Below are 14,671 nucleotides of genomic sequence, written 5' to 3' on the forward strand. Positions count from 1 at the left end.
CTGTTCAAGGGTGGTCATGGCGATTGCATGCGGTGTCGATTTTGGCACCTCCAATTCGACGGTAGGCTGGGTGCAGCCGGGTCAGCCAGTCATGCTGGGACTGGAAGATGGCAAGGTCACTCTGCCTTCGGTGGTATTTTTCAACGCCGATGACGAAGTGGTGCGCTATGGCCGCGCCGCGCTGGCCGATTATCTGGCCGGCTATGAAGGCCGGTTGATGCGTTCCATGAAAAGTTTGCTGGGCACCAGCCTGATGGAAGGCCAGACGGAAGTGGCGGGCCGCGCCTTGCCTTTCCGCACCTTGCTGGCCCAGTTCATCGGCGAACTCAAGCACCGCGCCGAGCAGGCCGCCGGACGCGAATTCAGCTCGGCCGTGTTCGGTCGTCCCGTGCATTTCATCGATGATAATCCCGTGCACGACCAGCTGGCGCAGGATACGCTGGAGCAAATCGCCCGTTCCGTCGGTTACAAGGACGTGGCCTTCCAGTTTGAACCGATAGCTGCCGCCTTCGATTACGAGTCGCAGATCAGCCGCGAAGAGCTGGTGCTGATTGCCGATATCGGCGGCGGTACTTCCGACTTCTCGCTGCTACGCCTGTCGCCGCAGCGCGCTGCCAAGGTGGAGCGGCGCGACGATATTCTGGCCAATGGCGGCGTGCACATAGGCGGCACGGATTTCGATAAATACCTGTCGCTGGCCAGCGTGATGCCGCTGCTGGGCTATGGCAGCCGGCTGCGCAACAATAGCGAAGTGCCATCGAGCTATTATTTCAATCTGGCCACCTGGCATACGATTAATCAGGCCTACACGAAGAAGGCCTCGCTGCAGCTGGCCGATCTGCTGCGCGATGCGGCCGAGCAGGACAAGTTGCAACGCCTGCAAAATCTGATTGATGACCGCGCCGGTCACTGGCTGGCGCTGCAGGTTGAGCAGGGCAAGATCTCGCTGTCCGATGCCGAGCAGGCCGTGCTCGAGTTGGACCGGCTGGCCCCACCGGTGGCGTTGGAAATCACCCGCGCCCAGTTCGATGCCGCCTCGGAGCAACTGGTCAGTTCGGTAGAGAACACGGTGCAAGCCTTGCTGCGCGATGCAGGTGTGGCGCCCGATGCGGTCGATACGGTGTTCTTCACGGGCGGTTCCAGCGGCGTGCGCCTGCTGCGCGAGCGCATTGCGGCTCTGGTGCCCACGGCGCGCCGCGTCGAAGGCGATCTGTTTGGCAGCATAGGCGCCGGTCTGGCGCTCGATGCAGCGCGTAAATTCGGTTAGGAAACCCTATGCTGGCTCAATCGCTGGTCATGCTGGACTTTGAAACCACGGGGCTGTCGCCGGCCAATGGCGACCGCATCACGGAAGTGGCAGCGCTGCGCCTGCGTGATGGGCAGGTGGTCGAACGCTTTGTTTCGCTGGTCAATTGCGGCGTGCGCATTCCCGCCTTCATCACGGGACTGACCGGGATTACCCAGGCCATGGTGGACGGCGCGCCGCCCGTCGGGCAGGTGATGCCGCGTCTGCTGGAGTTCATCGGCAGCGATACGCTGGCCGCGCACAACGCTTCCTTCGACGATAAATTCCTGCAGGCCGAAGCGGCCCAGCTAGGGTTGACGCCAGCCTATCCATCGCTGCTGTGTTCGCTAAAGCTGGCCCGCCGCGTGTATCCGGGCATGGCCAGCTACCGGCTCGGTGATCTGTCGCGCCAGCTCGGTATCCGCTTTGCCAGTGCGGCCCACCGGGCCGAGGCCGACGCTGAAGTCGCCGCTGCCGTGCTGCTGCGCATGGGTGAGGACGTGGCCCGCCAGTATGGTTGGCCTGCAGTGGCGCCCGAGCTGCTGGTGGCCGTGAACAAGCTGGCTGCGGCCAAGGTGCCGCAATTCCTGTCCAGCCAGAATGGACAAAAACTGCGCTAAACTTCCCGACTAGCATTACAATACGCGTGTCCTAGTCATTAATATTGCCTTTTTGTGTACGTGCGCCGCCTACTTTTCCGTATGCTGTTATCGCTACTGCTGGTGTTCTCCCAGCAGATGGGGTACGCGCACGCGCTGACCCATACGGCGGCCAGTACGGAACTGGCGGCAAATCTGGTACTGAGCGCCGATCAGGCGCAGGCTGCGGATGGCGCCGACGGCGATCCGCATCTGAACGGCATTATCAAGCTGGGGCTGGACCACAGTTGCGCCCAATGTCTGGCGGTCGCCCAGTTCACGGCTGCCGTCGATAGCCGTTTCCATTCCTTCCCTCTGCTCGATGGTATAGCCGTGATAGGCGTAGCTGCGCCGCTGGCTGTACTGCCGGCCAGGCCGCTGGCGGCCTATCACTCGCGCGCGCCGCCTGTTTCGTTCTGCTGATGCCGTCTCACGCCGCCTGCCCGCATCGCCGGGTCAGGTCGTGCTCTATCGACCCACACAGGACACAATATGAAACATACCAGCATGCTGGCGGCCGCTCTGAGCGCCGCCCTGGCGGCGCCCTACGCGCATGCCGCTACCCCGAAAAAACCGCACACTGCGAGCGCGCAGGCGGATACTGAAACCCAGCTGGCAGCATTACGCGCCGAAATCGGCGCCATCAAACAGGCGTATGAAAGCCGTCTGCAGGCACTGGAGAGCCGCCTGCAGCAGGCCGAGGCCGCTGCGCAACCGCGCGGCGAGGCACAACTGGCCGCGGCTACCACGCCCGCAACTGCGGGCAGCGCTGCCAGTGCACCGGCCAGCGTGGCCGCCGCCGGCTACGATGCCGCGCCTGCCCTGGCGACGGCGTCGCCGGCCGGCACGCCCGCCAATCTGTACAACCCGAATATCTCCATGATCCTGGGCGGAAGCTGGCAGAACCTGCGCCAGGATCCCCAGCAATATCTGTTGCAGGGCTTTATGCCCAGCGGCGGCGAAGTGGGGCCGGGCAAGCGCAGCTTCAATCTGGGCGAATCGGAACTGACGCTGGCGGCGAATATCGATCCGCATTTTGCCGGTCAGCTCACCTTTGCCCTCAGCGGCGAAAACGAAGCCAGCGTGGAAGAAGCGTTCGTGCGCACACGCGCGCTGGAAAACGGCCTGAATCTGAAAGCCGGCCGCATGCTGTCGGGCATAGGCTATCTGAATGGCCAGCACGCCCATACCTGGGACTTCGTCGACGCGCCGCTGGCTTATCAGGCCTTCCTGGGCGGGCAGTACAAGACGGATGGCATACAGGGTACCTGGCTGGCACCGCTAGACCAGTATCTGGAGCTCGGCTTTGAAGCGGGCAACGGCGCCGCCTTCCCCGGCAATGAGCGCAACCGTAACGGCGCTGGTGCCTATGCGGCGTTTGCCCATCTCGGCGACGATCTGGGCAGCTCGGCCAGCTACCGTGCCGGCCTATCCTATCTGCGCACGGCGGCACAGCAGCGCCAGTTCAGCGATGCCGGTCTCGAGCACGCCTTCAGCGGCCGTTCGCGCCTGTGGGTGGCCGATGCCATCTACAAATGGGCGCCGGGCGGCAATGCCGTCAGCACCAACTTCAAGCTGCAGGGCGAATACTTCCGCCGCACGGAAGACGGCGTGCTCGATTACGCCAGCAGCAGCGCCGATAGCGCCAGCGGCGCCTACCGCAGCGTACAGTCGGGCTGGTATCTGCAAAGCGTCTACCAGTTCATGCCGAACTGGCGCGCGGGCCTGCGTTACGATCGGCTCGATAGCGGCAATGTGCGTTACGGCCTGATCGAGAGCGGCGCCCTGGGCTGGAACAATCTGCCCGTACTGGAAGCCTACCGTCCGCGCCGCAGCAGCATCATGCTCGACTACAGCCCTTCGGAGTTTTCCCGTCTGCGCCTGCAACTGGCACGTGAGCAGAGCCGCGCGGGCGTGAGCGACAATCAGATTTTCCTTCAATACATCATGAGTCTGGGCACCCACGCTGCCCACGCTTTCTAAGGAGCGAACATGCAAGGGATGACTAAACATACATGGCTGGTGCTGCTGTGCCTGACCATCATGGCACCGGCCCATGCGGCACTGAATGTGCTGGCCTGCGAGCCGGAATGGGAGGCGCTGACGCAGGAACTGGGCGGCGATAAAGTGAAAGTCAGCAGCGCCACCACGGCCCTGCAGGACCCCCATCGGGTGGAAGCGCGCCCCAGCCTGATCGCCCGCACGCGCAATGCGCAACTGCTGGTATGCACGGGGCTGGAACTCGAGGTGGGCTGGCTGCCCGTGCTGGTGCAGCAGTCGGGCAATAGCCGGATTGCGCCGGGCCAGCCCGGCTATTTCGAGGCGGGCGCACTGGTGCCGCGTCTCGACGTGCCTGCGCGCGTAGACCGCAGCGACGGCGATGTGCATGCAGCCGGCAACCCGCACATCCAGCAGAACCCGCACAATATCGCGCTGGTCAGCGTGGCGTTGGCCAAACGCCTGGCGGAACTCGATACGGCCAACGCGGCTTACTATCAGGCACGCCAGAAAGATTTTGCCCAGCGCTGGGGAGCGGCCATGCAGAAGTGGGAAAAGCAGGCCGCGGGACTGAAAGGTGTGGCCGTGGTCGAGCACCACAAGAACATGGAATACCTGATGAACTGGCTGGGCATGCATCAGGTGGGCACGCTGGAACCCAAGCCCGGGGTGGAGCCTAGTGCGGCGCACCTGTCCGGCTTGCTGGCCCAGCTGCAGCGCGCACCGGCCCGCATGGTGCTGCGTGCCGGCTATCAGGATGGCCGTGCTTCGCAATGGCTGAGCGATCATGCGCACATTCCGGCTGTGGTGCTGCCATTCTCGGTCGGCGGCGACGAGCGCAGCAAGGACCTGTTCGGCCTGTTCGACAGTACGGTACAACGTTTGCTGGATGCGAATAAATGAATACGGATGCGCTCGATCTGATGATCATCGTGCCGGCCCTGCTGGCCGGCTTGCTGGTATTGCTGACCCATGTACCGCTGGGCGCGCAGGTGCTGCGGCGCGGCATCGTGTTCATCGATCTGGCAATTGCCCAGATCGCTGCGCTCGGTGTCATCATCGCCGGTGTGGCCGAGCTCGATCCGCACAGCTGGACGGTGCAGGCGGCGGCCGCCACGGCGGCCGTGCTGGGCGCCGTGCTGCTGACCTGGACGGAAAAGCGCTGGCCCGATGTGCAGGAAGCCCAGATCGGCGTGATGTTCATACTCGCCGCCACGGCCGGTTTGCTGCTGGTCGCGCACAACCCGCATGGTGGCGAACATTTGCAGGACTTGCTGGCCGGCCAGATACTGTGGGTGCGCTATGAGCAGTTGCTGTTGCCGGCCGTGGGCACGCTGCTGATCTGCGCGCTGCTGTACCGTATGGGCGAGCGTCTGAGCCGGCTGGGTTTCTATCTGGTGTTCGCGCTGGCCGTGACGGCTTCCGTGCAGCTGGTCGGGGTTTATCTGGTGTTCACCAGCCTGATCGTGCCGGCACTGGCGGTGCGCCACTACCGGCCAGCGCTGCGCCTGTGGCTGGCTTATGCCATCGGTGCAGCCGGCTATGCCAGCGGGCTGGTGTTGTCTACCCTGTACGATCTGCCTTCGGGCGCGTTGATCGTCTGGTGCCTGACGCTGCTGGCCATGCTGGCCTATGCAGCCGGCCCCCGTGCCGGCGTGCACAGCCAGCCGCTGAAGCACTGAAATGCTGGTCGCGCCGTTTAGGCGGGATTGAGCATCATCAAACGGGGCTGGTGGAGCGCTTTTATACTTTAGTCAAGATTTTGCGGCACTTGATCAGGGTATGCCATGAAGACTCCCCAGCCGGCCCGTTATCACAGCGGCAGTTATGCGTGGTTCCGCGCGGCAGCCGAGCAGGGCGATCCCTATGCCCAGTTCAACCTGGCTTTGCTCTACCGCGCCAGCGATCTGCTGGCGCCTGATCCCACGAGTGCCTATTACTGGATGGAGCGTGCCGCCTGTCAGGGGCTGGCGTTTGCCCAGAATCATCTGGGGGTCATGCTGTACACGGGCGAAGGCGTGGAGGCCAGCGACGAGCAGGCCGTGCGCTGGTTCCGCGCTGCGGCGCTGCAAGGCGAAGTGGCGGCGCAGCAGAATCTGGGCATGATGTACCGTAACGGCCGTGGCGTGCTGGCCAATGCGGAAGTGGCGCTGGCGTGGTTTTTTCGTGCCGCCGAACAGGGTAGCGCGCGCGCCCAGGGCTTGCTCGGTGCAGCCTATCTGTATGGTGAAGGCGTCGCGGTGGACGAACTGCTGGCACTGGCATGGCTGCGCAAGGCGGCCATGCGCAATGATGCGCGCGCGCAGTTGCATCTGGGTGTAATGTACCAGCAGGGTAGGGCTGTAGCGGCCGACGCGGCGCAGGCAGTGGCGTGGTGGCGTCAGGCAGCCGCCCAGCAACTGGCCATGGCGCAGCGCATGCTGGGACTGGCCTATGCGGAAGGCACAGGTGTGGTGGCCGATGCGGCCCGCGCCTATGCGTGGCTACGCCGGGCCGCGGTGCAGGATGATAGCGAGGCCCAGTTCAATCTGGGTGTGCTGCTGGCGCAAGGCCGCGGCGTGCAGCAGGATGAGGTGCAGGCCTGCGTCTGGTATCGCTGTGCGGCAACGGATGGCCATATGCTGGCGCAATACAATCTGGCTTGCATGTATGCGGGTGGGCACGGCGTAGCGCGCGATGCCGTGCAGGCCCGTGCGCTGTATCAGCAGGCGGCGGAGCAGGGCCTGGCTCAGGCCCAGTACAATCTGGCCGTGATGTATGAGCAGGGACTGGGCGGGGCACCAAGTGCGGCCATGGCGCGGCTGTGGTATCGCTGTGCTGCCCAGCAGGGCCAGACGCAGGCACGCCAGTATCTGGCGGGGCAGGGCCGGTCCGAGCGGCGTAGCGGGGCTAGCGCGGGTGGTACGCAGCGCTGCCGCCGCAGCGCAGTGGCGCGCCGTCAGCCCGGGCTATACGGCTGAGCAGGCAAGCCAGCTAACAGCGAGCTGGCACCATTGTGCTGCCAGTGGTACAGCACAGCTATGCTGCTGCGGGCGCGGTAATCGGCGTTGTGGGCACGGTCGAGCTGGCGTCGTACTTCGAGCGGGATGCTGCGCAAAGGCTGGGCATGGGGCCGGCCCAGATGGTAGCCCTGACCAAAAGCCACGCCCACTTCACCGAGTGCGGCCAGTTCGTCGCAGGTTTCTATGCCCTCGGCGATGACGCGGGTGGCCGACTTTTCCGCTATGCCTTGTATCGAACGGACAAATTGCAGCTTGACGGGGTCTTGATGGATGCCCTGGATGAAGTGCATATCGATCTTGACGAACTCGGGCCGCAGTTCGGACCACAGGCGCAGGCTGGCGAAGCCTTCGCCCAGATCGTCGATGGCAATCTGAAAACCCATGGCACGGTAGTGGCGTACGGCTTCGCGCATGGCCGCGTAGTCATAGGTGGGCTGGTTTTCCGTCAGTTCGATGATGACCTGTTCCGGGGCTATGCCCAGTTGCTGCAGCGTGCCCAGCGTTTCACCATGGCGTGCGTCGCGCTGCAACAGCATGTCGGGGCTGACGTTGAGGAACAGTTTGCCTGGCAGTTTCAGTTCGGCATAGCGTTCCAGTACCACACGGCGGCACAGGTGCTCGACTTCTACGCTGAGCCCGCAGGCGCGCGCCACCTTGAACAGCTGCAGCGGTGCATGTAGCGGGCTATCGGACGGTCCACGGATCAAGCCTTCATAGGCAATGATGGCGCCGCTTTGCAGGTCGACGATGGGCTGGAACAGCGCGCTGAGCTGGCGGCGCGCCAGAATTTCCAGTAGTTCCACGCGCTGGTGATCGGCTTGCTCCTCGCTACGGGTGGGCAGATAGTGGATACGGGCGCTACGGTGCAGAGTCACGATCAGGTAGAAGGCAGGTGATAACAAGGGCCTATGGTAGTGGGGTTTTGTGTCACTATCGTGACGGCCGGCAACTTTATCGGGCTGAAGCTTGCCGCCGAATAAAAATCGTTCTGGCCAGAGTGCTATCGTTTCATATTTGTTACGCTTCAGGCTATGATCGGAGTTCCTGAACTTCCGACCATGGACCCCGTATGCAACGACGACTCACCCTGCTGGCCAGCCTGATCATCACTCATTTTGCCGCCTACGCCCAGACTTGCCCGCCCGCTGCTGGCGCGCTCAGTTATCCGGTGACGCGCACAGTGGCCCAGCAGGATGTGTATCACGGTACCACGGTGGCCGATCCCTATCGCTGGCTGGAAGATGCCAACAGCGAAGAGACCCACGCCTGGGTACAGCAGCAGAACCAGCTGACCCAGAGCTATCTGGGGCAGATCGATGCGCGCGCCGCGATCCGCCAGCGCCTGACCACGCTGTGGAACTACGAGCGTTTCAGCGTACCGTTCAAGGAAGGCGGACGTTATTTCTACAGCCGCAATGACGGCCTGCAGAACCAGTCCGTGCTGTACACCATGAAGTCGCTGGCCGATGTGCCGCGCCTGCTGCTTGATCCGAATACGCTGGCCGCTGATGGCACGGTAGCGCTGGCCGGTCTGGCGGTGAGCCCGAACGGCAAATATCTGGCCTATAGCACGGCCGCTTCCGGCTCCGACTGGAACGAGATCCATGTGCGCGATATCGACAGCGGCAAGGACACGAACGACCATATCAAATGGGTGAAGTTCTCCCAGACCGCCTGGCTGCATGACGCTTCCGGCTTTTTCTACAGCCGCTATGACGAGCCTACCGAAGCCACCAAGCTGGCTGCCGTGAACTACTTCCAGAAGCTGTACTTCCACAAGATCGGCACGCCGCAAAGTGCCGATACGCTCGTGTACGAACGGCCTGACCACAAGGACTGGGGTTTCAGCGCGGAAGTCAGCGAAGATGGACACTACCTGATCATCCATGGTTCGCAAGGCACCGAGAACAAGAACCGGGTGTTCTACAAGGATCTGACGCGCAAGGGCGCGCCGGTGGTGGCGCTGCTGGAAGAATTCGACGCAGCGTATAGCTTCATTGGCAATGACGGTCCGGTGTTCCTGTTCCGCACCGAGCGCGATGCGCCGCGCGGGCGCATAGTCGCGATCGACATCCGCAAGCCCGCCGTGGCCAACTGGAAGCAGTTGGTGCCCGAATCGGCCAATACCATGGTGTCCGCATCGTTGGTCAACAACCAGCTGGTGATCGACTATCTGAGCGATGCCCACAGCCTGGTCAAGGTGTTCGACCTGAAAGGCAAACCGCTGCACGACATCGAACTGCCCGGCATCGGTTCGGCGGGCGGCTTCGGCGGCAAACGGGGCGATAGCGAAACCTTTTATTCCTACACCAGCTTCACCACGCCTACCACCATCTACCGTCACGACCTGAAGACCAACAAGAGCAGCGTGTACCGCCAGCCGCGGGTGGACTTCGATCCCTCAGCTTTCGAAGTACGCCAGGAGTTCTACACCAGCCGCGATGGCACCCGGGTACCGATGTTCATCGTGGCCAAGAAAGGCCTCAAGCATGATGGCAGCAACCCCACCTATCTGTATGGCTACGGTGGCTTCAATATCTCGCTGACGCCAGCCTTCTCGGTGGCCAATCTGGCCTGGCTGGAAATGGGCGGCGTGTATGTGGTGCCGAATCTGCGTGGCGGCGGCGAGTACGGCGAAGCCTGGCATGCAGCCGGCACCAAGCTGCAGAAGCAGAATGTGTTCGATGATTTTATCGGCGCCGCAGAGTGGCTGATTGAGCACAAGATCACTACGCCGGCCAAGCTGGCCATAGGCGGCGGCAGCAATGGGGGCTTGCTGGTGGGCGCCACCATGACCCAGCGTCCGGAACTGTTTGCGGCGGCGATCCCGCAGGTGGGTGTGCTGGATATGCTGCGCTTCCATAAATTCACGATTGGCTGGGCCTGGACTTCGGACTACGGCTCGTCGGACAATCCGGACGAATTCAAGGCCCTGCTGAAATACTCGCCGCTGCACAACCTGAAGCAGGGCGGCTGCTATCCGGCCACCATGATCACCACGGCCGATCACGATGACCGCGTGGTACCGGCGCACAGCTTCAAATTCGCCGCAGCGGCCCAGGCAGCGCAGGGCGGCGCTGCACCGATACTGATCCGCATTGACAGCAAGGCCGGCCACGGTGCCGGCAAGCCGACCAGCAAGCAGATCGATGAAGTCACTGATCGCTGGGGCTTCCTTAGCCGCGCGCTGAAGATGGACGCGGCCGGCAAGCCCGTGGTGGGGCAACCATGAGCCGCGCGCCAGTGCGCGGGTGTCGGCGCTGGACCTTGCTGGCGCTGCTGGCCGGTGCGGCGGCTAGCGTAAGTGCAAGCACTACGCCAGCCGCAGCCGAGCAGGGGACTGCACTGGCGCAGCAAACCAGGGGCATGGCGCACCAGAGCGGCCTGTTCGAACTGTGGCGCGATACGGCCAAAGGCCGCGTGCTGCTGGGCGTGAGTGCGCTCGAGCAGCCGTTCCTGCTGGTCAGCTCTCTGCCGTATGCGCTGGGCTCCAACGATGTGGGGCTGGACCGGGGCCAGGGCGGCGAAGTGCAAATGGTGCATTTCGAACGCCATGGCAACCGTTTGTTCCTGCTGCGCGATAACACGGGCTATGTGGCCAATTCGACCGATGCCGACGAGCGGGCCGCGGTACGCGAATCGTTTGCCGCTGCCGTACTGTGGGCCGGCGACATCCTGGCCACGGAAGGCGAGCTGCATCTGGTCGACTTTTCCAGCTTCCTGCTGGCCGACCGGCATGGCGTGGGCGCGCGGCTGGCCGCCACCAAACAAGGCAGCTATCAGGTCGACGCGGGGCGCAGCGCCGTGCTGGCCGCAACGGCCAAGGCCTTTCCCGACAATCTGGAACTGGAAGCCCTGCTGACTTTCGCCGGACCGGCCAGCGGCGAATTCGTGCGCCAGGTCGCCGCCGATCCGGCCAGCGTGGCGCTACGCCAGCGCATCAGCATGGTGCGCCTGCCGGCACTCGATAGCGCCTGGCGGCCGCGTGCCTATCATCCGTTCTCGGGCGGCTTCGATGTCAGCTATGTCGATTTTGCCACGCCGCTGGCCAGCAGCATCGACGTGCACTGGCAGGTGCGTCACCGTCTGGAGAAAACCGATCCGGCCGCCGCCGTCAGTACGGTGAAGCGGCCCATCGTCTACTACGTCGATCGCGGCGCGCCGGAGCCGGTGCGTTCGGCGCTGGTGCAGGGGGCATCGTGGTGGGCCAGCGCCTTCGAGAAGGCTGGCTACAAGGATGCGTTCCGGGTCGAAGTGCTGCCCGAAGGCGTGGATGCGATGGACATCCGCTACAACATGATCCACTGGGTACACCGCGCCACCCGTGGCTGGTCTTACGGCAATGCGCTGGCAGACCCGCGCACGGGGCAGATCATCCGCGGTGCCGTAACGCTGGGTTCGCAGCGCGTGCGGCAGGACATCCTGATCGCGGAAAGCCTGCTGGCGCCGTATGGCCAGCATGCGCCCGCCGCTGCGGCGCAACTGGCCTCGCAGATGGCACTGGCCCGCTTGCGCCAACTGGCTGCGCACGAGGTCGGCCATACACTGGGCTTTGCCCACAATTTCGCCGCTAGTCGTCTCGGCAACGGCTCGGTGATGGACTATCCCCATCCGCTGCTCGGGCTGGACGCCAGCGGCAAGCCCACACTGGAACAGGCGTATGGCGTAGGGGTGGGCCCCTGGGATGACTATATCGTGCGCTATATCTATGGCGATTTCGGTCACGGTGAGCAGGAGCAGCAGGCGCTGGCCGGCCTGCGTGCGGCGGCCCATCAGGCGGGCTTGCAGTATGTGAGCGACCAAGATGCGCGCAGTCCCGGCGCCAGCCATCCGGACGGCCTGCTGTGGGATTTTGGCCCCGACAGCCTGCGTACCTGGGACCAGCTGGGCGCCGTGCGCCAGCGCGCACTGGCCAGCTTCTCCTACGACGTGCTGCCCGCTGCAAGGCAGGCGGGCGAACTGGAAGCGCGGCTGGTGCCCGTCTATCTGCTGCAGCGCTATCAGGGTGAAGCACTGGCGCGGCTGCTGGGCGGCGCCAGTTTTGCGAGTACCAGTGCCGGCGATATACGCGCCGGCATTGCGCCGGCCGGCACCCGGCCTACGCCGGCCCCCATGCAGAAAGAAGCACTGGCACGTCTGAGCGACACCTTCACGGCCGAATATCTGGCCCTGCCGGCCAGCGTGCTGGACGCGCTGACGCCGCCCGCAACGGGCTACGAACGGGGGCGCGAGTATTTTGCCAGCCGCATGGCGTCCGTGTTCGATGCGCTGTCCATGGCCGAAGCTGGCGCAGCCCAGACGGCTGGCTTCCTGTTCGATGCGGAACGTCTGAACCGGCTGGCCTGGCAGCAGGCCCGCGATGCGCGCCAGCCCGGCGTGGATACGCTGCTGGAACAAGTGCTGCGCAAGAGCTGGCAGCGCACCAGTGTGCCGGCCAGTCTGGCCGGTGGTGAAGCCGTACAGCTCGCGGCTAACTGGGTAGTGCTCGATAGCCTGCTCAATGTGCTGGATGGCGGCAAGCTGCATGCGCAGGTGGCAGCCCAGCTGCAGGTGGGCTTGCGCCAGTTGGCCGGCTGGCTGCAGCAGCACCCGGGGCAGGGCAGTACGGCCGCCAGCCGCAAGCAGGCTGCCGAGCTGATTCTGGCCTATCTGCGCGACCCCCGCAGCGTGAAACTACGCACCTTGCCGGTGATTCCGCCCGGTGCGCCCATCTGATTTTGCACCAAAATGATGCCTTAAATCGGTGCGCACACATTTAGTGCGCACCGATGCACAAAAACAAAACAGCATGAAATCAAACACTTAAGCGTTCGCACCAAATTGGTACGATTATTGCTCCAACAAAATACATACAAATATTTTTGCATTATTTTGGGGAGTGATCTGATGGGTGATTTCAAAAGCGGCGCCGATGCACTGTTTATCCTGCTCGGTGCCATCATGATACTGGCCATGCACGCCGGCTTCGCGTTTCTGGAGCTGGGCACGGTGCGCAAGAAGAACCAGGTCAATGCGCTGGTCAAGATCTTGGTGGACTTTGCCGTGTCCACCATCGCGTATTTCTTTGTCGGCTACAGCATTGCTTATGGCATCAATTTCTTCGCCTCGGCAGACGTGCTGGCCGAAAAGAATGGCTATGAACTCGTCAAATTCTTCTTCCTGCTGACCTTTGCAGCGGCGATCCCGGCGATTATTTCGGGCGGTATCGCCGAGCGTGCCCGCTTCCATCCGCAGACGCTGGCCACGGCGCTACTGGTGGGCCTGGTCTATCCTTTCTTCGAGGGCATAGTCTGGAATCACCGTTTCGGCGTACAGGAATGGCTGGTGTCGGCGCTGGGCGCGGAATTCCATGACTTCGCCGGTTCCGTGGTGGTGCACGCTGTCGGTGGCTGGATTGCGCTGCCAGCCGTGCTGCTGCTGGGCGCGCGTCGTGGCCGCTACATGAAAAATGGCGCCATCGCTGCCCACCCGCCTTCGTCGATTCCTTTCCTCGCGCTGGGTGCGTGGATCCTGACGGTGGGCTGGTTCGGCTTTAACGTGATGAGCGCGCAGGCGCTGGACAAGATGAATGGTCTGGTTGCCGTCAATTCGCTGATGGCCATGGTGGGCGGTACGCTGGTGGCACTGGTGATGGGCAAGAATGACCCCGGCTTTGCCTATAACGGTCCGCTGGCTGGTCTGGTCGCCGTATGTGCCGGTTCCGACCTGATGCACCCGCTCGGTGCGCTGATCACGGGTTGCGTGGCCGGTGCGCTGTTCGTATCGATGTTCACGCTGGCCCAGAACAAGTGGAAGATCGACGATGTGCTGGGCGTATGGCCGCTGCACGGCCTGTGCGGCGCCTGGGGCGGGATTGCGGCCGGCATCTTCGGGCTGAAATCACTGGGCGGTGTGGGCGGTGTGACGTTTGCGGCCCAGTTAGCCGGGACCGCGATGGGCGTGCTGATCGCGCTGGCCGGTGGCGCCATTGTCTATGGCGGCATCAAGGCCGTGATGGGCTTGCGTCTGGATCCCGAAGATGAATTCCAGGGCGCCGATCTGGCCATCCACCGCATCAGCTCTACGCCGGAACGGGAATCGAGCTGGTAAAGCGGGTTGTTTCCTGAAATAAAGATTAAAAAGGCTCCGTACGGAGCCTTTTTGCATTTCTAGCGGTGGATTACCACCAGCAGGGCCTTGGCCTCGGTCTTGCCGAGATTGCGGATGATGTGCTGCAAGTCACCGGGATAGCGCGCCGTGGCGCCCACTTTCAGCTTGCGTTTATCGCCGCCCACTTCCACTTCGGCCGTGCCGTGCAGCAAGGTCACGTGCTCCTGCGCACCCGGATCATGGCCTTGCGAGGCCAGTTCGCCACCGGGTGCCAGCGTCAGTTCATACCATTCATATTTGCCCGCCAGTTCCATCGGACCCAGTATGCGCAGCACATAGCCTGCATGCTGGCCGGGCAGGGTAGGGGTTTCGTGCGCTTCCAGTATGCGGATGGTTTCAGGCGCCTTTTCCGCCGTGGCCAGCAGTTCGCCGATCTGCACGCCCAAGGCATTGGCCAGCCGCCACGTAATGGCGATGGTGGGATTGGCCTTTTCCCGCTCTATCTGCGACAGCATGGATTTGGAGACGCCGGCGATGCGCGACAGGTCTTCCAGCGTCAGGCCGCGGGCCAGTCGTAAACGTTGCAGGGCCGCGCCAACTTCGGGCGGTGCATTGGTCGAAACAGGAGTTTGCATTGTTTTATTCGGCGTTTGGTCTAA

11 protein-coding genes and 1 pseudogene are annotated in these 14,671 nt (G+C 63.3%); 10 read left to right on the plus strand and 2 right to left on the minus strand.

Annotated elements, in window-relative coordinates:
• Positions 1 to 16: 16 nt before the first annotated feature.
• The 7 genes from GM655_RS17080 (at position 17) to GM655_RS17110 (ending at position 6,881) form a co-directional block, all read left to right on the plus strand.
• On the plus strand, positions 17 to 1,267 hold the full coding sequence (locus GM655_RS17080; RefSeq protein WP_155435902.1) for an Hsp70 family protein: 1,251 nt from the start codon (positions 17 to 19) through the stop codon (positions 1,265 to 1,267).
• Between the two features lie 8 nt (positions 1,268 to 1,275).
• Positions 1,276 to 1,905: a 3'-5' exonuclease gene (locus GM655_RS17085; RefSeq protein WP_155435903.1), complete on the plus strand. Its 630-nt coding sequence runs from the start codon at positions 1,276 to 1,278 to the stop codon at positions 1,903 to 1,905.
• 81 nt (positions 1,906 to 1,986) lie between these two features.
• A complete protein-coding gene (locus tag GM655_RS17090; protein WP_155435904.1) occupies positions 1,987 to 2,346 on the plus strand; it encodes a hypothetical protein in 360 nt (119 codons plus the stop codon).
• Between the two features lie 69 nt (positions 2,347 to 2,415).
• Complete coding sequence (locus GM655_RS17095; RefSeq protein ID WP_155435905.1) at positions 2,416 to 3,906, plus strand: putative porin; 1,491 nt, start codon at positions 2,416 to 2,418, stop codon at positions 3,904 to 3,906.
• A gap of 9 nt (positions 3,907 to 3,915) precedes the next feature.
• The gene (locus GM655_RS17100) at positions 3,916 to 4,824 is read left to right on the plus strand and encodes a metal ABC transporter substrate-binding protein (protein ID WP_229632618.1); all 909 of its coding nucleotides are present in this window, start codon (positions 3,916 to 3,918) and stop codon (positions 4,822 to 4,824) included.
• The gene (locus GM655_RS17105; protein WP_155435906.1) at positions 4,821 to 5,603 is read left to right on the plus strand and encodes a metal ABC transporter permease; all 783 of its coding nucleotides are present in this window, start codon (positions 4,821 to 4,823) and stop codon (positions 5,601 to 5,603) included. The genes GM655_RS17100 and GM655_RS17105 overlap by 4 nt, the downstream gene beginning before the upstream one ends.
• A 105-nt stretch (positions 5,604 to 5,708) precedes the next feature.
• The gene (locus tag GM655_RS17110) at positions 5,709 to 6,881 is read left to right on the plus strand and encodes a tetratricopeptide repeat protein (protein WP_155435907.1); all 1,173 of its coding nucleotides are present in this window, start codon (positions 5,709 to 5,711) and stop codon (positions 6,879 to 6,881) included.
• Between the two features lie 95 nt (positions 6,882 to 6,976).
• Here the strand turns inward: GM655_RS17110 and GM655_RS17115 are convergent.
• Positions 6,977 to 7,765 (minus strand): annotated as a pseudogene (locus GM655_RS17115) (EAL domain-containing protein); the annotation flags it as partial.
• Between the two features lie 227 nt (positions 7,766 to 7,992).
• On the opposite strand from GM655_RS17115, the gene GM655_RS17120 reads away from it, so the two are divergent.
• The 3 genes from GM655_RS17120 (at position 7,993) to GM655_RS17130 (ending at position 14,012) form a co-directional block, all read left to right on the plus strand.
• The gene (locus GM655_RS17120) at positions 7,993 to 10,155 is read left to right on the plus strand and encodes a prolyl oligopeptidase family serine peptidase (RefSeq protein WP_155435908.1); all 2,163 of its coding nucleotides are present in this window, start codon (positions 7,993 to 7,995) and stop codon (positions 10,153 to 10,155) included.
• Entirely contained in the window at positions 10,152 to 12,638 is a 2,487-nt protein-coding gene (locus tag GM655_RS17125) for a zinc-dependent metalloprotease (RefSeq protein WP_155435909.1), read from the plus strand. The genes GM655_RS17120 and GM655_RS17125 overlap by 4 nt, the downstream gene beginning before the upstream one ends.
• 171 nt (positions 12,639 to 12,809) lie before the next feature.
• The gene (locus GM655_RS17130; RefSeq protein ID WP_155435910.1) at positions 12,810 to 14,012 is read left to right on the plus strand and encodes an ammonium transporter; all 1,203 of its coding nucleotides are present in this window, start codon (positions 12,810 to 12,812) and stop codon (positions 14,010 to 14,012) included.
• 59 nt (positions 14,013 to 14,071) lie between these two features.
• On the opposite strand, the gene GM655_RS17135 is transcribed toward GM655_RS17130, so the two are convergent.
• On the minus strand, positions 14,072 to 14,647 hold the full coding sequence (locus tag GM655_RS17135; RefSeq protein ID WP_155435911.1) for a helix-turn-helix domain-containing protein: 576 nt from the start codon (positions 14,645 to 14,647) through the stop codon (positions 14,072 to 14,074).
• Between the last annotated feature and the right edge of the window lie 24 nt (positions 14,648 to 14,671).

This window comes from Pseudoduganella danionis (assembly GCF_009720775.1).
Taxonomy (GTDB): Bacteria; Pseudomonadota; Gammaproteobacteria; order Burkholderiales; family Burkholderiaceae_D; genus Rugamonas; species Rugamonas danionis.